This window comes from Micromonospora sp. KC723 (assembly GCF_004348595.1).
In the GTDB taxonomy this organism is placed as follows: Bacteria; Actinomycetota; Actinomycetes; order Mycobacteriales; family Micromonosporaceae; genus Micromonospora.
In genome coordinates this window covers 21641-39677 of the sequence record NZ_SMKD01000027.1, presented here as the reverse complement: position 1 = coordinate 39677, position 18037 = coordinate 21641, and the positions used below count along the sequence as shown (strand labels likewise).

Sequence of the window (18037 nt, the reverse complement as noted above, 5' to 3'; positions counted from 1 at the left end):
CATCGAGCCAGCGCGGCGGTGCCTCATGGCGGCACGGAGCGCGGCGGAGGGCGGGCATGAGCGTCAGCGAGCAGGCCCGCCGGGCCCGGGAGGCGGCGGGGAAGCTGGCCGTCGCCACGCGTACCACCAAGGACGCCGCGCTGCACGCGATGGCCGGCGCGCTGGTGGCGCGTACCCCGGAGATCCTGGCCGCGAACGCGACGGACCTGACGGCCGGGCGGGAGGCCGGGCTGAGCGCGGCCGTGCTGGACCGGCTCGCCCTCGACGCGGGCCGGGTGGCGGGCATCGCGGACGCGCTGCGCCAGATGGCCGCGCTGCCCGACCCGGTCGGCGAGGTGGTACGCGGCTCGACCCTGCCCAACGGGCTGGAGCTGCGTCAGATCCGGGTGCCGTTCGGGGTGGTCGGCATCATCTACGAGGCCCGCCCCAACGTGACCGTGGACGCCGCCGGCATCTGCCTGAAGTCCGGCAACGCGGCGCTGCTACGCGGCTCCTCCTCGGCGGCGCACTCGAACGCCGCGCTGGTCGCGGTGCTGCGCGACGCGGTCGCCGGGGCCGGCCTGCCGGCGGACGCGGTGCAGTTGCTCGACTCCACCAGCCGCGACTCGGTCAAGGAGTTGATGCGGGCGCGCGGCCTGGTCGACCTGCTGATCCCGCGCGGCGGCGCGTCGCTGATCCGCACCGTGGTCGAGGAGTCGACGGTGCCGGTGATCGAGACGGGTGTCGGCAACTGCCATGTCTACGTCGACGCCGCCGCCGACGTGGCCAAGGCCGTGGCGGTCACCCTTAACGCCAAGACACAGCGGTTGTCCACCTGCAACACGGCCGAGTCCCTGTTGGTGCACGCCGACGTGGCGGACGCCTTCCTGCCTTCGGTGCTGGCCGCGTTCGCCGAGGCCGGGGTCACCGTGCACGGCGACGACCGGGTGGCCGGCTACTCCGCCGCCGTCGTCCCGGCCACCGAGGAGGACTTCGCCACCGAGTACCTCTCGGCCGACATCTCGGTCGCCGTGGTCGACTCGTTGGACGCGGCGGTGGCGCACATCCGGCGGTACGGGACCGGCCACACCGAGGCGATCGTCACCGACTCCCAGCCGGCGGCCCGGGAGTTCGTGGCCCGGGTGGACGCGGCGGCCGTGATGGTGAACGCCTCCACCCGGTTCACCGACGGCGGCGAGTTCGGTTTCGGCGCGGAGATCGGCATCTCCACGCAGAAGCTGCACGCCCGGGGCCCGATGGGCCTGCCGGAGCTGACCTCCACCAAGTACGTCGTCACCGGGGACGGTCACCTGCGCTGAGCCTCCGCCGTGGACGGGGGCTGGCGGGGTCGCCTCGGCTCGCTAGGCTGGGGTCCGGTTCGCACGCGGCCAGCTCTGGGGAGGCGGCATGCTGGGTGAGGACGCCCTGGAACAGCAACTCGCGCAGGCCCGGGTGGCTCTGCGGGAGGCACAGCGCACCGTCGCTGCGCCGGAGCGGGTCGAGTCGGTGGCCGAGGCCGCCGACGGGCGGATCAGGGTCAGCCTCGGCCCCGACGGGCGGTGCAGCGCGGTCGAGCTCGATCCCCGGGTGTTGCGCGAGGGTTCGGAGTACCTGGCCGAGGAGCTGCGCCGGGCGGTGAACGCGGCGCTCGACGGGCAGTCCGAGGCCGTCACCGGCACCGAGCCGATGCCGGACCTCGCCGCGATGACCGTGACGCTGGAACGTCTGCAGGACCAGGGGCTGCGGCAGATGCGGGAGATCAGCGCCACGATCAGCGACACCATGCGCAAGCTCCAGCGGCGGAGCTGACCGGTGGAACCGCTCGAGGTGGACGTCGACGCGCTGCGCCGGGGCGCGGACCAGCTCGCCCAGGCCAGGGAGAACGTCCGCGCGGCGTTCGAGGCCTTCCAGGCGGCGGCCGGCGGCTACGCCGACGCCTTCGGCGGCGACGAGATCGGCATGCTGCTGAGCGTCGGTCATCAGGCCTGCGTGGAGGCGCTCGCCGAGTGCGTCGGCACCAACCTGGCGGAGCTGGACAGCTACGTGACCGGCCTGAAGGGGATGGCCGACGGCTACCGGGAGGTCGAGGAGGGCGTCGCCGCCGCGTTCCGTTCGATCCTCGGCAAGCTGGGCTAGGGAAGGAGCCGGCGTGGGTCTGACGCTGCCGGGGGAACTCGCCTCGCTGCTCTCGATGCTCGGGTACGACTGGCCGGAGTCCGACGAGACGGCACTGTTCCGGCTCGCCGGCGAGTGGACCGGCATGGCGGGCCGGATCGAGGGCTCGGTCGCGCAACTGGAGTCGGCGGCGCGGGCGGTGTTGGACACCAACCGGGGCGCGAGCTTCACGGCGTTCGCCGGGGAGTGGAACGACAGGGAGTCGGCGGCCCGGAACATCGCCGACGCCGCCAATCCGGCGAACGTCATCGCGATCGGGCTGATGGCCGCCGCGGGCGTGGTGCTGGCCCTGAAGATCAACGTGATCATCCAGCTCGTCGTGCTGGCGATCCAGATCGCGCAGGCGATCGCCACCGCGGTGGCCACCTTCGGTGCGTCGCTGCTCCAGATCCCGATCTTCAAGACGATCACCGGCCTGATCATCGACCAGCTCATCGGCATGGCCGTGGACACGGTGCTGAATGGCTAGGAAGCGGACCACCCCGCCCCGGCAGACCCAGGCCAAGGGCGCCAAGATCCTCTCGGCGTACCTGGAGAACGCCGACGTCTTCCGTACCGCCAAGACGAACGGCACCACCCCGCGGGGCCCGGCGGTGCTGGTACTGAGGAACCGGCCCGACTTCGACAAGCGGGACTTCGACCGCAAGGCGAAGGACCTGGTCCGGCTCGGCCAGGAAGGGCGGTTGAGCAAGGCGAAGTCGGACCGCACGGCCAACAACGTCCACGACCGGAAGAAGGGCACCCGTACCCGCACCAACGTCTTCCGTGACCGGGTGATCCGACGGCTGACGAAGAACGAACGGCTGACCCAGCAGCACGGCACCCGGGAGACCAACCAGTACCTGGCCAACAAGGCACTCGTCGACCGACTCTACGGCGGCCGGGGGCCGATCCGGGCGCGGGGCGAGGGGCTCGACCCGGACCACATCCACGAGCTGCAACTGGACGGAGAGGACGCATACGCTAACCTCAGGCTGATGGACGCCTGGACGAATCGCCAGATAGGCAGCGACATCGCCACCGCGCTGCGGGACGTCCCCGAGGGCACCCGCGTCATCGTGAAGCTGGTCCCGTGACCGCCCCCGACCCGGCCGTCCTCGCCCGCATCCGGGAGAAGCTGGCCACGCTCGGGGAGCTGGCGGCCGAGCACGACTCCGGGGTCGTCATCGAGGGCCCGGCGCCGCTGGAGCCCATTCCCGACCTGCCCGGGGTCGCCGAGGTCTACAGCCTGTTCGGCCGGATCGAGGGCGACAACTTCCGGTTCCACGCGCCCAAGGAGATCACCAGCCCGCAGGCGTGGGCGGCGTTCAGCGTCGACCCGGACGACCCCATGGGCAGCCCGCTGACCGTCGGCTACGAGCTGGCCAGCGTGCCGCGTGGCCTGCGTGGCGAGATCCGCGGCGGCGACCCTGTCTACCTCGACCTCGAAGACCTCGACGTGTACTACATGGAGTCCAGCGCCTACGTCTACCAGTACGAGCATCCCGACGAGGACGTGGAGTTCACCGTCATCGCCCCCGACGTCGCCACGTTCTTCGACGAGCACGTGCTCGGTCCCCGCTACCCGGATCTGGTGGCCACCGTTCTCGGCCCCGCCGCCGCCGAGGAACGGTCGCGCAGGGGACGGCACGCCGGTGAGTACGCCGACAACTGGCGGCGGCTGCTGATCGAAGCCGGCCTGTCCTCCTGACCCTTCGCCTGCGGTCCGAGGTATCCGAAACCGTCATCCCGAGATTGCGGAGGAACGTCGATGTCAGCCGACCCCCGGTTCCGTGCCCTGTGGAGCTCCGACGAGCTCATCCCGTACCCCCGGGAGGCATGGCTGGAGGGCGGTTTCAGTCCGGACATGCTGCCCGTCGGCGACGAGATCCCGCTCGACGTGGCGGTCGTCTTCACCGCGTTCCTCGAAGGCGACATCGAGCTGTACGACACCATCCAGCTGACCACCGAGGACGGTTCGCTGGACATCCGGCTGATCGTCGTCGGAGCGGTCGCCGACAACACCGACCTGCTCTACGTGCTCGACCCGCGGACCGGGGAGATCCTCCAACTCGACCTGGCGCGGCAGGACGTCCAGCCGGTGAACAGCACCTTCCGCACCTTCGTCGAGTTCCTCTACCAGTTCGCGCTCTTCGTCGAGGCCGACGAGGGCAAGCCGGGCCGGGCCGGGCGGGCGGAACAGCTACGTACGGTGCTGGAGAGCATCGACCGGGCGGCGTTCACCCCGGACGGCTGGTGGCCGCTGGTGATCAGCCAGCTGAAGTGACCACCGGGCGGCAGGCCCGGATCGCCCTCAGCGTGGTGTGCACGTCGAACTGGTGCCCGTCGTCGCTTTCCCAGCCGCCGTCGCTGCGCTGGGTCTCGGCGAGCCGCCGGCGGGCGGAGACCAGCAGCCACTGTTCCTCGCCCACCTCGACCCGGCGCAGGGTCGCGGCCAGCCAGGCCACGTCGGCCGGAGACATCGTCGGCACCCGCTCGGCCAGCACCGCCTGGACTCGCGCCGACTCGTCGTACATCGCCTGCCGGTGCAGGACCGCCGCGCTGAGCCAGCCGGCGGGCAGGAAGGACGGCCAACTGCCGTCCGGGGCCAGCCGCGCGGCCAGCGCCTGCGCCGCCGCGTGCACCACCCCGGCGTACGCGCCGCCGACCCGGTGGTCGAGCGGCCCGGCGGCCCGGGCGTCGAGCCCGGCCACGGTCAGCCAGAACCCGGCGTACGCGGTGAGGTAGAGGTGAGCCTCGGGGTCACCCGGCCGGGCCCACTCCGGGGCGACCCCGGCCAGCCTCCGGTCCTCGTCCCAACCGCCGTCGGGCAGTTGCCGGGCGGCGAGCCAGTCGAGCGCGTGCCGGGCGGCCGGGCGGTTGAGAGCGCCCAGGTCGTCGAGCTCGGCGAGGCGGAAGCAGGTCGCGTCGACCGACGAGGTCTCGCCGTCGAGGACGGCCGGCCACCCGCCGTCGGGCGACTGCCCCGCCTCGGCCGCGTCGAGCAGCCCGGCGGGGACCGGCGCGCCGGTACGCAGCCGGGAGAGCCGGGCGCGGTCCACCGCGTCCCCGTTCGCCACGACGAAGCCGATCGCCGCCTCCAGATCCACCACGGCAGAGACGCTACCTGCGACAACGCGAATCCACCTCCGGCGGACGGCCGGCTTGCGCGTCCGCCGGCCGGCTCGACGGGTACCCGTACCACGCCCTGCTCCGCCGCCGTGACGCGACAGTCACGGCAGGTGAGTTTCGCGATGGTGGCAGCAGAGCAAAGCAGGTGGGGTGGGGTTCCCCGGGGGGCCGGGCGGTCGGTGACCGCACGGACCCGGACGCGGGTGCGCCACCGCCCGGACCGGTCGGTCAGTACGCGGGCAGCGACGGGTCGATCTGCTTGATCCAGGAGAGCACGCCGCCCTGGACGTGCACGGCGTCCCGGAACCCGGCCGCCTTGAGCGCGGCGAGCGCCTCGGCGGAGCGGACACCGGACTTGCAGTGCAGCACGATCTGCCTGTCCTGCGGGAACTTCGCCAGCGCCTCGCCGGAGATGATCTCGCCCTTGGGGATCAGGGTGGCTCCGGGGATCCGGACGATCTCGTACTCGGCGGGCTCGCGGACGTCGACCAGGAAGATGTCCTTGCCGGCGTCCTGCCACTCCTTGAGCTCGGCGGCGGTGATGGTGGCGTCGACGACCGCCTCCTGGGCCTCCTCGGACACCGCGCCGCAGAAGTCCTCGTAGTCCTCCAGCAGGTCGGTGACCGTGGGGTTCTCGCCGCAGAGCACGCAGTCCGGGTCCTTCCGAACCTTGATCTTGCGGTAGGTCATCTCCAGGGCGTCGTAGACCATCAGCCGGCCGACCAGCGGCTCACCGATCCCGGCGAGCAGCTTGATCGCCTCGTTCACCTGGATCGAGCCGATCGACGCGCAGAGCACGCCGAGCACGCCGCCCTCGGCGCAGGAGGGCACCATACCCGGCGGCGGGGGCTCCGGGTAGAGGCAGCGGTAGCAGGGGCCGTGCTCGGCCCAGAAGACCGACGCCTGGCCGTCGAAGCGGTAGATCGAGCCCCACACGTACGGCTTGCCGAGCAGCACCGCCGCGTCGTTGACCATGTAGCGGGTGGCGAAGTTGTCGGTGCCGTCGACGATCAGGTCGTACCGGGAGAAGATGTCCCGTACGTTGTCCCGGTCCAGCGCCGTGTTGTGGATCTCGACCGTGACCAGCGGGTTGATCTCGCGGATCGACGCGGCGGCGGACTCGGCCTTGGCGCGGCCGACGTCGGAGACACCGTGGATGATCTGGCGCTGGAGGTTGGACTCGTCGACGGTGTCGAAGTCGATGATGCCCAGCGTCCCGACTCCGGCGGCGGCCAGGTACATCAGGGCCGGCGAGCCGAGACCGCCGGCGCCGACGCAGAGGACCCGGGCGTTCTTCAGCCGCTTCTGCCCCTCCACCCCGACGTCCGGGATGATCAAATGGCGCGAGTAGCGGCGGATCTCGTCAACGGTCAGCTCGGCGGCGGGTTCGACGAGCGGGGGCAGCGACACGGTGGACTCCCCGGGATCGGCTGGTGGCGAACCGGGCCATTGTCGCTCGCTCCCCCGCCGATCGGCCATGAGCAGGGACACGCCGCCCGACATTCGGGAGCGGGAATAACTCAGACCCCGTCGGTCGGCGCACCCTCGTATCGAGACCCACCGACGTAGGGCCAGGCGTTCGCGACACAGCCGTCCAGGCCGTACGTCTGCTGCTGCATGACCGGCGCCGGCTCCCCGGGCCCCGGGCAGGCCTGGTGCCGCTCACCGAACTCGTGCCCGACCTCGTGGTTGACCACGTACGCCCGGTAGGTCTCCAACGGGGCGCCGTAGTCCGGCACGGCCTCCATCCACCGGGCCAGGTTGATGATCACCTGGCCGGGCAGCCGGCACGAGGTGTACCGCTCGGTACGCAGCCCGCCGACGGCGCACATCCGCTCGGAGGTGGCCGGGGTGGCCAGGAAGACCGTGAAGTCGGCCCCGACGGCCTCGGGCACCCGCTGCACTCGCAGCTCCCCCGAGCCGATCCAGCTACGCGGGTCGCCGAGCACCTCGTCGACGGCAGCGGCGAAGGCGTCCACGTCCTGGCCACTCCCCTCCTCCACGGCGACCCGGTAGCGGCGCAGCGGGCCGTCGTGACCACGCACCGGCGAGCGCCCGTTGGCGGCGGTGAACCGACCGGGGCCGCCGGTGGGGTACCCGGCGGCGGCCTCCGGCTCGCCCGCCCCCCGCCCGTACCCGGTCGGCGCGGCGGCGGGTGGGACGGCCGGCGGCGCGTCGGGGCGCAGCACGGTCACCGCGGCGGCCGTCGCGCCGACCGCCACGAGGACGCCCAGCGCCGTACGGCCGCGAGGCCGGCGTCGCCGGGCCCGACCGGCGGCGAGGTGGACCGGGTCGACGGCGGGGCGCGTAACCCGGTCGGCGGCGGACGCCGACCGGATGGGCTCGGGTGACGGGAAAGCGTCCACCTCGCCAGCATCGCAGACCAATCGGGCATACAACTGCTTTTGCCGCAGCTATCGCGAAGATGTTTCACGGGCGCGTACGGGCTCAGAGGGCACGCCCCCGGTACCGCCTCCCGCCCAGGTACGGCCACGGGTTCGCCGTACACCCATCGAGGAAGAGCGTCTGCTGCTGCATCACCGGGGCCGGCCGGCCCCTGCCGGGGCAGCGTTCGTGGCCGTGGCCGAGTTGGTGCCCCACCTCATGGTTGATCACGTAGAGGCGGTAGCGGGACAACGGCACGCCGGCCCGGACGTAGTGCGGCACCGACCTGCGCCACCGGTCCAGGTTGACGATCACCTTCCCCGGCGCCCGGCAGGACGTGTACGGCCGGCCCCCCACCCTGATGTTCACGCCCCCCGCCAGACACATCCGCCCGGCCGTCTCCGCGGTCGTCAGGTAGACGGTGAAGTCGAACGCCTGGCCGGGGCCGGGCGGCACCCGGCGCAACCGCAGCTCACCCGAGTCCACCCAACTGCCCGGGCCGGCCAGCGCGACCTGCACCTGATCGGAGAAGTCCCGCACGTCCTCACCGGAACCGTGCTCCACCGCCACCCGGTACCGCTGCACCCGCCCGGCCCGGCCGAGCGTCGGCCCCGGACGGTCGTCGTACCCGAAACTGCCCTTCCCGGCGGCCGGCACCGGACCCGCGACCTGGAGCACCGGGGCGGTGTCGGACGCGTCGGACGTCGGGGTGGCGGCCGGCGGCGACCCCGGCAACGGCGACACGTCCACCGCCCCCGGCGCGGACGCCGCCGCCCCCGCGACGAGCGGCGCGGGACCGGGGCCCGGACGGCCGACCGAGACGGCCCCCCCGGCCCCGGCGGCGACCGCGAGAGCGGCGGCAAGCAGCACGGTCCACCGACGGCGGACCGCGAGCGAACGGTCACGGTGCACCGGACGCGGACGCCGGTGGCGGCGCGGGAGGATCTCGGCCATCCCGCTCAGCCTGCCACGCCCGGCCGCGACACGCCGTCACTCCACTCCGAGAGCAGGTGCAGGACGGCGCGCGCCACCGTACGCGGCACCTCCATCTGGGCCACGTGCCCGACCCCGGCCAGCATCATCAGCCGGCTGTCCGGGATCACGCGGGCCGTCTGCGGCGCCACCCGGACATCCACCAGCCGATCCTGCATCCCGCCGATCACCAGGGTGGGCGCCCGGATCGACGCGGCGATCCGCCACATCGAGTTCGGACCCGGCAGGTACGACCGTAGGAAGCTGGAGACCAGCCCACGGAACGTACGCACGTAGGCGGCGGCGTAGTGGGCGGCCTCGTACCGCACCCGGATCTCCTCCAACGCCTCCTGCCGGCGCTGCTCGCTGATCCGGCCCAGGTCGGCCACGCACGCCTCCATCGCCTGCCGGGCCATCTCCTCGGGAGCGGTCTGGGCCAGCCGCCACGCGGCCAGCCGCTCACCACGTGGAATCGCCAGCAACGGCAGCATCCGGCCCTGCACCGACCGGTGGAACCCGAGGAACGGGAGCGCCGGGGAGACCAGGGTGAGGGTCCGCACCAGATCGGGACGCAGCCCCGCCACCTGCACCGAGATCGCCCCGCCCAGCGAGTTGCCAAAGAGGTGCACCGGCCCCCGCCCGGAATGCTCGATCCAGCGCATCACCCGCTCGGCGAAGGCCGCGATGGTGTAGCTGCGTCCCGGCTCGCTGCGCCCGAAGCCCGGCAGGTCGATGGCCTGACCCTCGAGCCGGCCGGCGAGCAGCCCGGCCAGATCCGTCCAGTTCTGCGAGGAGCCGCCCAGCCCGTGCACGTACAACGCCGGCTCGGCGTCCGAACCGGTGGCCGGGGTCTCCCGCACGTAGGTGACGGCGCCGTCGAGGCGTACCTCCCGGCCAGGCCAGGGCGGCGGGACGTGGTGCGGGGGCAGCAGATGGTCGGGCCAGAGAGCGGCGCGCTTCATGCCTGCCAGTCTTCCCCGTACGGCCCCCGCCGACACCGCCGCCGGCTCAGGCGAGCAGCGCCTCCAGCCGACGGTTCACCGCGGCCAGCGTGGCCCGGACCACCGCCTGCCGGGGGTCACCGGCGACCAGCGCCGAACCGGCGAGCTGCTCGACCCAACCCTCGCAGACCAGCAACACCACCACCGTGGCGACCTCGCAGTTACCGAAGGGCACCACCGCGGCGTGCTCGACGAAACACCGCCCCCGCTCGCCCGCGCCGTCATCGCCGCGCAGCAGGCGGTCCACCGCCGCCGCGGCAGCCACCGCGCAGAGCCGCAGGACGTACCCGTCCACCGCCGGCCCGGTCGCGTGCCCGGCGGCGGTCTCCTCGCCGGCGAGCAGGCGCACCTCGACGGTGGCGTCCAAGCCGAAGGTGCTGACCTGGACGTGGTCGATCACCACCCGGGGGCCCGGCACGCCGCCGGTCTCCAACGGACGGGAGGGCGCGGTCTCCGTCGTGGTCATCTGCCCGCCCGAGTACGACGTGCCGAGCGTCACCGGGCTGCCGGGGGACGCCCCGGCGGGCTCCTCCACGCTGGCCCGGCCCCGGTGCACGGCTGTCCGCCTGCGGCGGGGCACCCCGACGACCGGGTCGGGCTCCTCCTCCGGGCCAGGCCCGACGGGCTGCCCACCCGGGCCCGAGCCGATCCCCCCGGGCGTCCGGTCGGCCCGCTCCGGCGGCTCGGACAGCCGGGACCGGCCAGCCGGCACCGACCCCGGCTCCGGGGGCCGGGCGTCGGCGCCCGGGGCGGCGGCGCCGGACTCCGCGCCGGACGAGGCACGTGGACGGCTCTCCGGCGGGCGCGGTTCCGCGGTGTGACCCGGCGCCGACCGGCGGCGCACCGGTGCCGGGGCGGGCGCGCCGGGCAGGTTCTGCGGGGCTGCGGCGAGCCCCATCCGCTCCTGGAGCAGGCGGGCCACCAGCCGGCTCACCTCGGCCGCGTCGGCCCCGTCGGCGAGGTCGAGCCGGAGGCTGTGCGCACCGGCCGGGGTACGGCGCAGCGCGGCGTCCCGCACGCCGGCCACCTCGCGTACGGCGTCCAGGATGGCGTTGACGTCGAAGCCCTCCGGCCGTTCGCGCGGCGGGGCGGGCTCGTCGTCGCGGCGCAGGTGGGTGGCGATACGGGCGAGTTCCGGGGTCTCGGCGGGTGGATCCACGGTGGGCGGCTCCGGGACGACGGGCACGTCCGGCTCGGCGGGAACGCGCTGCGGCAGTACCGCCGCGCCCTGGCCCGGCGTCCCGTCCGCCGGGACCGGATCGGCCACGGGCAGGGGCTCGGGGGCGGAGCGGCGGGCCGCGTACGGGGGTGCGCTCGTCGGGACGGGCGCGGGAGACGTGGGGTCGAGGCGGCGCGGCCCGCTCGTGGCGGTGGCCGTCGCGGCGCCGGAACCCGCCGGGGTCGGCGGGTGGCCGGGCAGGTCCGCCCCGGCGGCGGGTGCTGCGGGTACGGATCGGAGGTGGACCGGTCGGCCGGCCCGCTCGGTGGGGGCCTCGGTGGGCCGATCCCCCCCGTCGACGGGCGGCCCGCCGGCAGGCGCGTCGGCGGGTGGCTCGCTGCGGGACGCCACCCCGGCGGGGGACTGCGCGGAGGAGTCGGCCCAGGTCGGCCGGTCGGCGGAGCGGCCGACCGGCTCCGGCCTCGACTCCGGCACGGAGCGGGTGACCTCGTAGGGCCGGGGCGTCTCGGCGCGCACCGGCTCGTAGGGCCGAGGCGTCTCGGCGCGCACCGGCTGGTACGGCCGGGCCGGCTCGGCGCGCACCGGCTCGTACGGCCGGGCCGGCTCGGCCGACCACTCGGCGGGCCGCTCCCCCCGGGGGCGGCGGCCGGGCGGCGGCTCCTCCTCGCGGGCCCACGGCGGCGCCCAGCTCCCGCCCCAGCTGGGGCGGTTCCAGCTCGGACCGGACCAGTCCGGCTCGTCGGCCGGGCGGCCCGGCGTGGGCGGAACGGCAGCCGGCTCCTCCCCGACGGACTCCGGGGGAAGGCGGTCGGCCCAGGACGGCGGCTCGGTGGCGGTCGGCCCTGCCTCGGCGCGGTCGGCCCAGGACGGCGGCTCGGTGGTGGGCGGGCCGGTCTCCGCGCGGTCCCGGGGGGCGCGGAAACCGGGCGGCACCTCGAAACCGGACGCGGCGGTACCCACCGGCGGCAGCTGCGCGTCGGGCGGCGCCGAGGAGGGGAGGCTCCCCTCCGACCAGCCACCCGACCGGGGCGGGACGTCGGAGGAGTGCCGGGCGGCGCCGGCGTCCGGGTCGGCCGGCCGGCCGGTCTCCGGCGCCGGCCGCTGGAGGGGTACGGCGAGCCGGTCGGCGTCGACGTCGTGGCGCGGGTCGGGCGCGGACCAGGCGGACGCGGTGGGCGGGGCGCTGACCGGAGCGGCGCGGCCGGCCGGCGCCTCCTCGCCCGGATGGCTCATACCGTTGGCGCGGGACCGCCCGTTACGTGGGGCAGGTTCGCCGTCCGGCCGGGGGTCGGGCAGGGGCGCGGGCAGGTCACCGTAGCGCGGGGAGGAGGCACCCCACCCGGTCGGCTCGGACCGGTGCCAGGGCGAGACCGTCTCGCGGTACGCCGGGGCGTCCGCCCCGCCGGACCACCCGGTCCCCGGAGGTGCCCACCCGCCGCCGGAGCGGGCGGAATCGTCCTGCCGACCCGTCCCGTCACCGTGCTCTCCCGGGGTGGCGGCACCGGGTTGCCCTGTTTCACTCACCGCGCACTCCTTGGTCGCCCCCGCTGAGGCTACCGTGTGGTGACAGTGGCGATAAGTTACGGCGGCGGGCCAATTCCGGGACCGGGCGGTGCCCCAGACCGGTACGGGGTAAAAGTGCCGGCTCGTACGAAGAAACTCGGAGGTTCCCATGACCGCTGTGGGGAACGGTGCGCAGACCGCCGGCAGGCCCACCCGCCTGCCCCGCTCGGCCCGCCGTAAGCAGCTGCTCGCGGCGGCGCAGGAGGTGTTCGTCGCGCAGGGCTACCACGCCGCCGCGATGGACGACATCGCCGAACGGGCGGGAGTCTCCAAGCCGGTGCTCTACCAGCACTTCCCGGGCAAGATGGAGCTCTACCTGGCACTGCTGGACACGCACTGTGACGCCATCGTGGCGAAGGTGCGCGACGCGATGGCCGGGACCAACGACAACAAGGAGCGGGTCAGCGCGTCGGTGCGGGCCTACTTCGACTTCGTCGACCACGAGAGCGAGGCGTTCCGGCTCGTCTTCGAGTCGGACCTGCGCAACGACCCGGCGGTCCGGCAGCGGGTCGAGCGGGTCGAGCAGGGCTGCATCGCGGCGATAACCGACACCATCATCTCGGACACCGGGGTCAGCCGCGCGCACGCCGAGCTACTCGCCTCCGGCCTGGTGGGCGCGGCCGAGACGGCCGCCCAGTTCTGGCTGGCCGGTGGTCGGCAGGTACCCAAGGCGGAGGCGGAGGCGCTGGTGGCGGCGCTGTCCTGGCGGGGGATCGCGAGCTTCCCGCTGCAAGGTGAGTCAGCCTGAACATCCGGCCCCGAGATCGGATAGCCTTCCCATCGGCGGCTCTTTCGCCCACCTGAGGAGGCACAGTGGAGGTCAAGATCGGCGTGCAGTACGCGCCGCGCGAGCTGGTTCTGGAGAGCGCGCAGTCGCCGGCCGAGATCGAGCGGATCGTGACCGACGCCGTCGCCAAGGGCGAGGGCACCCTCTCCCTGACCGACGAGAAGGGCCGGCGGATCATCGTGCCGGTCGGCAAGGTCGCCTACGTCGAGATCGCCGAGGCGTCGCCGCGGGCGGTCGGTTTCACCGTCCGCTGACCCGGTCCGGCCCCCGCGACGGCGCGCGTCGTCGCGGGCCGGGCCGCACCGCCCGTCAGTTGTTGAGGCCGGCCGCGGTCATCCGCGCGGTATGGTGGGCGGTGAGCTTGCCGAACAGCGCCGACACGTCCATCCCGTCCCGCCCGACCAGCGCGACGAGCGCCCCCCGGTCCGCCGCGGCGACCCGCCCGGCCTGGGAGAGCGCCTCCCCGACCAGCCGGCGGGCCCACATCGAGAGCCGGTTGGCCACCCTCGGGTCGACCTCGATCGCGGCTCGGATCTCGGCCACCGCGAACTCGGCGTACCGGGTGTCGTGCAGCACGTCCCGGATCAGCCGCCGGTACGGCTCGTCCAGGTGGTCGGCCATCTCGCCGAGGAAGTCGTCGGTGATCCCGTCGCCGACGTACGCCTTGGTGACCGCCTCCAGCCAGTCCTTCGGCTCGGTCGAGTCGTGGTACGCCTGCAACGCCCCGGCGTACGGCGCCATCGCCTCCTCGGGGACGACGCCGAGCGCGGTGAGCCAGTCGGCGAGCCGCCGGTAGTTGGCCATCTCCGCCGCCGCCATCTCGCTGAGGGCGGCCCGGCGGCGCAGATCGGGCGCGAGTCGCGCGTCGGCGGCCATCCGGTCGAAGGCGAGCAGCTCGCCGTAGGCGACCAGGCCGATCAGGTCGACCACGGCGTCGGGACGTGTCGGGGCGGGCACGAGCGCAGGGTACCGCCTGTCACTGATGACCGGTTTTTCGGTGACCCAGGTCACATTCGATACCCCCGGGCGCGGACCCGCTCACCGGGTTCGGGGGCGTGAATCCGCCGCTCGGGTAGTATGGAGCAGTTGCCGTGGGCGCCGATCTGATCGAAGTCCGCCTCACGGCGCGCGTGCGGCCCGGTCCGGCCCGGCGATGTCGCCCCCGACCGCGTGGCCCGCGCCATACCGATCGCGCCCTGAGGACAAGACGGGGCGCACCACGAGAGGGCACCCCCAGATCCAGATGAGCGAACAGATTATCGACACCACAGAGGGCCAGGAACTGGCCCCGACCGCCCCGGTCCGCCCGGAGGCGCCCACCTTCGCCGCGCTCGGCGCGCGGCCCGAGACCGTCGAGGCGCTGGCCGCGGCGGGCATCACCCGCGCCTTCGCCATCCAGGAGTACGCGCTTCCGATCGCGCTGCGCGGCAGTGACCTGATCGGCCAGGCGCCGACCGGCACCGGCAAGACCCTCGGCTTCGGCGTGCCGCTGCTGGAGCGGGTCTTGGCTCCGGCCGAGGGCGGAGACGGCGTGCCGCAGGCGCTGGTCGTGGTTCCGACCCGCGAGCTGGGCATCCAGGTCGCCAAGGATCTCGCCGCCGCGGGCCGGACCCGTGGCGTGCGGGTGCTGCCGATCTACGGCGGCGTGGCGTACGAGCCGCAGATCGAGGCGCTGCGCAAGGGCGTGGAGATCCTGGTCGGCACGCCGGGCCGGCTGATGGACCTGCAGAAGCAGAAGCACCTGCGACTGGACCGGGTCCGCGCGCTGGTCCTCGACGAGGCCGACCGGATGCTCGACCTGGGCTTCCTGGACGACGTCGAGAAGATCCTGGCGATGCTGCCGGAGGACCGGCAGACCATGCTCTTCTCGGCGACCATGCCGGACCCGATCGTCACCCTGTCCCGGCGCTTCCTGCGCCACCCGGTGACCATCCACGCCGGCCACACCGCCGAGACCGGTCCGTCGCCGCAGACCCGGCAGCTGGCGTACCGCACCCACTCGATGAACAAGATCGAGATCGTGGCGCGGATCCTCCAGGCCGAGGGGCGCGGCCTCACCATGATCTTCACCCGGACGAAGCGGGCCGCCGACCGGGTCGCCGAGGATCTGGACTTCCGTGGCTTCGCGGTCGCCGCCGTCCACGGCGACCTCGGGCAGGGCGCCCGGGAGCGGGCACTGCGGGCGTTCCGCGCCGGCAAGATCGACACGCTGGTCGCCACGGACGTGGCCGCCCGTGGCATCGACGTCAGCGGCGTCACCCACGTCATCAACTACGACTGCCCCGAGGACCAGGACACCTACACCCACCGGATCGGCCGTACCGGCCGGGCGGGGGCGACCGGCGTCGCGGTGACCTTCGTCGACTGGGACGACATGCCCCGCTGGCGGATCATCGACAAGACGCTCGGCCTGGAGATGCCGGAGCCGGCCGAGACCTACCACACCTCGCCGCACCTCTACACGGACCTCGACATCCCCACCGACGTGACCGGCACCCTGCCGACGGCCGAGCGGACCCGTGCCGGGCTCGCCGCCGAGGTCGAGGAGGACCTGGGTGGCCGGTCGCGCCGCGGTGAGGGCGGCCGGGGCTCCCGGCGCGGCGAGGGCCGGGACCGCGGCGAGGGCCGGAACCGCGGCGAGGGCCGCCGGGGCCGGTCCGGCTCCGACGCGCCGGATGCCGCCGGGTCGCCGGCCGCCGAGACCGCCGAGACCGCCGGCGAGGAAGCCACCCGTACCCCGCGCCGTCGGCGTCGTCGCCGGGCCGGCGAGATGGTCGCGGGCGAGCCGACCGCGGTGATCTCCGCCGACGCGGGCGCCGCCCCGCAGGCCGGTGCCTCCGACGACGGCGAGCAGGTGTCGAAGCCGCGTCGCCGCCGGCGTCGCCGTGGTGGCGGATCCGGCGCGGGTACGCCAGCCGAGGCGACCGCCGACTGAGCAGAACGACCCCCGACATCCCCCGCACCGCCACGCGGTACGGGGGATGTTCCCTTTCCCGAACCCTGGCGCGCGGATCGACCTCCGTTCGCGCCACGTCGGGGTTTCCTCGCCTCGCGATACCACGACCGACCGCGAATGGAGTGGGTCGGCCGGGAGGAAGGATGATGGAGCGATGCCGGAACCGTTGGACGCCGCCCTGACCGAGGTACGGGCGCTGCTGCTCGACCCCACGCTGACCCGCGCGGTCGCCGCCGGCCGCCGCCGTGGGCAGCGCCCCTCGGTGGTCCGCGCCGAACTGCGGCCGGTCGTCCTCAAGGCCGGGCCCCGGTTGCAGGTCTCCACGTCCGACGGCAGCCGGCCGTACACGCGCAACGTGACTCCCGGTTCGGAGGCCGGTGCGGCGGTCGACGCGCTGCTGGCCGAGCCGTTCGGCAACTGGCACGTGGAGACCGCCGAGGCGACGCTCCAGCTGAGGGTGACCAAGTCGGGTGAGGCGCAGGTGCACCGGGCGGCGGCGAGCCGGCCGGCGACCGAGCCGGCCGGGCACGACCGGGCCAAGGACTACCTGCTCGACCCGGGTGACCCGATCTTCGCCGAGATCGGCGGCTCGGCCGCCAAGCGGCGTCAGGTGGACGCGTTCCTGCGCGCGCTCGCCGCCACCCTGCCCGACGACCTGGGCGGTTCGCTGCGGGTGGTGGACCTGGGCTGCGGCAACGCGTACCTGACCTTCGCGGCCTACCGCTATCTGGCCCAGCGTGGCCTCGACGTCGAGCTGATCGGTGTGGACGTCCGGGAGGACCAGCGGCGGCGCAACAGCGAACTGGCGGCGCGGCTCGGCTGGGCCAGCCGCGTCTCGTTCGTCGCCGGCACCATCGCCGACGCGGTGGTCGAGCCCGCCCCCGATCTGGTGCTGGCACTGCACGCCTGCGACACCGCCACCGACGAGGCGCTGGCCCGGGCGGTGCGGTGGCAGGCCCGCTGGGTGCTGGCCGCGCCGTGCTGCCACCACGACATCGCCGCTCAGCTGCGCGCTCGGCCCACCCCGGCCCCGTACGACCTGCTGACCCGGCAGGGCATCCTGCGGGAACGTTTCGCCGACGTGCTCACCGACGCGCTGCGCGCCGGGCTGCTCCGGCTGCGCGGTTACCGCGCCGAGGTGGTGGAGTTCGTCGACTCCCGGCACACTCCACGGAATCTGCTGATCCGGGCCCGTCGCGCCGGCGGCCGGCCCAGCGACGAGCAGCGGGACGAGTACCGGGAACTGGTCGACCAGTGGCAGGTCACGCCCCGGTTGGAGACACTGCTCGCCGGGGCCGGGCCGACCGGTTGAGGCGTACGGCTTCCGGCGGCGGGTTGATCGGTCAATCGCTCCGACCCGACGTCGTACTACCCTGAGGGGGCGCACCGACACGCGTCGCGGTTCAAGAAAGGGACCACCCGGCAGGAATGGGCTCCGTAGAGGTTTCACCGCAGATGGCCTTCGCGCGTTTCGTGCGCCGTGCCATCGACGACGCCCGCGACGAGCGAGGCTGGACGGTGAGCGATCTCGCGGCGCACACCGGGGTCGGTCGCTCCACCGTCTTCCGTTGGCTGGCCGGGGACTGGCAGGACTACCCCGAGTTGGCAAAGGTCCGGGGCTTCTGCGCCGCCCTCGACCTGCCCGTCGCGGCGGCGTTCCGGGCGCTCGGCCTGCCGGACGCCGGTCCCGCCCCCCGCCGCCGCGCCGACGACGGCCCGGTCGAGGCGGACGTCCGGGTCATCCTGGAACGGCTCGCCGACCCGGCGGTTCCCGCCGAGGAGAAGCACCACATCCGCGACCTGCTCCGCTACCTGGCCCGCCGCCCGGTCCGCCGGGCCGGTTGACGTCCCCCGCCTCCTGGCTTCCCGGTAGTTTCCCGGACGCTGAAGGACCCGAGTACGGGTGGCTCGCCGGCCGTCGGGTCCTC

The 18037-nt window shown here is 74.1% G+C and carries 19 protein-coding genes; 12 read left to right on the top strand and 7 right to left on the bottom strand.

Translation table 11 applies throughout. The features are described from left to right. Positions 1-56 precede the first annotated feature (56 nt). The 7 genes from E1165_RS09190 to E1165_RS09160 all read left to right on the top strand — a co-directional run bounded on the left by E1165_RS09190 (position 57) and on the right by E1165_RS09160 (position 4420). Positions 57-1298 carry a glutamate-5-semialdehyde dehydrogenase gene (locus E1165_RS09190; RefSeq protein ID WP_132389684.1) on the top strand — a complete coding sequence of 414 codons (1242 nt, stop codon included), beginning with the start codon at positions 57-59 and terminating at the stop codon, positions 1296-1298. An 88-nt stretch (positions 1299-1386) separates the two neighbouring features. Further along, positions 1387-1788 (top strand): YbaB/EbfC family nucleoid-associated protein, encoded by a 402-nt coding sequence (locus E1165_RS09185; protein ID WP_132389682.1) that lies wholly within the window; start codon positions 1387-1389, stop codon positions 1786-1788. Positions 1789-1791: 3 nt separating this feature from the next. After that, entirely contained in the window at positions 1792-2115 is a 324-nt protein-coding gene (locus tag E1165_RS09180) for a PE domain-containing protein (protein ID WP_132389680.1), read from the top strand. Positions 2116-2128: 13 nt separating this feature from the next. Continuing rightward, entirely contained in the window at positions 2129-2623 is a 495-nt protein-coding gene (locus E1165_RS09175) for a hypothetical protein (RefSeq protein ID WP_132389678.1), read from the top strand. Then, on the top strand, positions 2616-3230 hold the full coding sequence (locus E1165_RS09170) for a hypothetical protein (RefSeq protein ID WP_132389676.1): 615 nt from the start codon (positions 2616-2618) through the stop codon (positions 3228-3230). Before E1165_RS09175 ends, E1165_RS09170 begins: the two co-directional genes overlap by 8 nt. Then, positions 3227-3844, top strand: a complete 618-nt coding sequence (locus E1165_RS09165) for a hypothetical protein (protein ID WP_132389674.1) — start codon at positions 3227-3229, stop codon at positions 3842-3844. Before E1165_RS09170 ends, E1165_RS09165 begins: the two co-directional genes overlap by 4 nt. 60 nt (positions 3845-3904) lie before the next feature. Continuing rightward, positions 3905-4420 (top strand): SUKH-4 family immunity protein, encoded by a 516-nt coding sequence (locus E1165_RS09160; RefSeq protein ID WP_132389672.1) that lies wholly within the window; start codon positions 3905-3907, stop codon positions 4418-4420. Here E1165_RS09160 and E1165_RS09155 read toward each other — a convergent pair. The 6 genes from E1165_RS09155 to E1165_RS09130 all read right to left on the bottom strand — a co-directional run bounded on the left by E1165_RS09155 (position 4404) and on the right by E1165_RS09130 (position 12327). Next, a complete protein-coding gene (locus E1165_RS09155) occupies positions 4404-5276 on the bottom strand; it encodes a prenyltransferase/squalene oxidase repeat-containing protein (RefSeq protein WP_132389670.1) in 873 nt (290 codons plus the stop codon). The two genes, E1165_RS09160 and E1165_RS09155, sit on opposite strands and share 17 nt — an antisense overlap. A gap of 217 nt (positions 5277-5493) precedes the next feature. Further along, complete coding sequence (gene moeZ, locus E1165_RS09150) at positions 5494-6675, bottom strand: adenylyltransferase/sulfurtransferase MoeZ (RefSeq protein ID WP_132389668.1); 1182 nt, start codon at positions 6673-6675, stop codon at positions 5494-5496. Between the two features lie 110 nt (positions 6676-6785). After that, a complete protein-coding gene (locus tag E1165_RS09145) occupies positions 6786-7631 on the bottom strand; it encodes a DUF3152 domain-containing protein (RefSeq protein ID WP_371687317.1) in 846 nt (281 codons plus the stop codon). Positions 7632-7713: 82 nt separating this feature from the next. Continuing rightward, positions 7714-8604 (bottom strand): DUF3152 domain-containing protein, encoded by an 891-nt coding sequence (locus E1165_RS09140; protein ID WP_132389666.1) that lies wholly within the window; start codon positions 8602-8604, stop codon positions 7714-7716. 5 nt (positions 8605-8609) lie between these two features. Continuing rightward, a complete protein-coding gene (locus E1165_RS09135; RefSeq protein WP_132389664.1) occupies positions 8610-9584 on the bottom strand; it encodes an alpha/beta fold hydrolase in 975 nt (324 codons plus the stop codon). A 46-nt stretch (positions 9585-9630) separates the two neighbouring features. Further along, positions 9631-12327 carry a hypothetical protein gene (locus E1165_RS09130; protein WP_132389662.1) on the bottom strand — a complete coding sequence of 899 codons (2697 nt, stop codon included), beginning with the start codon at positions 12325-12327 and terminating at the stop codon, positions 9631-9633. A gap of 148 nt (positions 12328-12475) precedes the next feature. On the opposite strand from E1165_RS09130, the gene E1165_RS09125 reads away from it, so the two are divergent. After that, positions 12476-13114: a TetR/AcrR family transcriptional regulator gene (locus E1165_RS09125; protein WP_132389660.1), complete on the top strand. Its 639-nt coding sequence runs from the start codon at positions 12476-12478 to the stop codon at positions 13112-13114. 65 nt (positions 13115-13179) lie between these two features. Continuing rightward, positions 13180-13407: a DUF3107 domain-containing protein gene (locus E1165_RS09120; protein WP_091198458.1), complete on the top strand. Its 228-nt coding sequence runs from the start codon at positions 13180-13182 to the stop codon at positions 13405-13407. A gap of 55 nt (positions 13408-13462) precedes the next feature. Here E1165_RS09120 and E1165_RS09115 read toward each other — a convergent pair whose 3' ends face one another. Next, on the bottom strand, positions 13463-14110 hold the full coding sequence (locus E1165_RS09115; protein WP_132389658.1) for a ferritin-like fold-containing protein: 648 nt from the start codon (positions 14108-14110) through the stop codon (positions 13463-13465). A gap of 286 nt (positions 14111-14396) precedes the next feature. On the opposite strand from E1165_RS09115, the gene E1165_RS09110 reads away from it, so the two are divergent. The 3 genes from E1165_RS09110 to E1165_RS09100 all read left to right on the top strand — a co-directional run bounded on the left by E1165_RS09110 (position 14397) and on the right by E1165_RS09100 (position 17954). Next, on the top strand, positions 14397-16088 hold the full coding sequence (locus E1165_RS09110; protein ID WP_132389656.1) for a DEAD/DEAH box helicase: 1692 nt from the start codon (positions 14397-14399) through the stop codon (positions 16086-16088). 175 nt (positions 16089-16263) lie between these two features. Then, positions 16264-17421, top strand: a complete 1158-nt coding sequence (locus E1165_RS09105) for an SAM-dependent methyltransferase (RefSeq protein ID WP_132389654.1) — start codon at positions 16264-16266, stop codon at positions 17419-17421. 116 nt (positions 17422-17537) lie between these two features. Further along, positions 17538-17954: a helix-turn-helix domain-containing protein gene (locus tag E1165_RS09100; protein ID WP_132389652.1), complete on the top strand. Its 417-nt coding sequence runs from the start codon at positions 17538-17540 to the stop codon at positions 17952-17954. Positions 17955-18037: the final 83 nt, after the last annotated feature.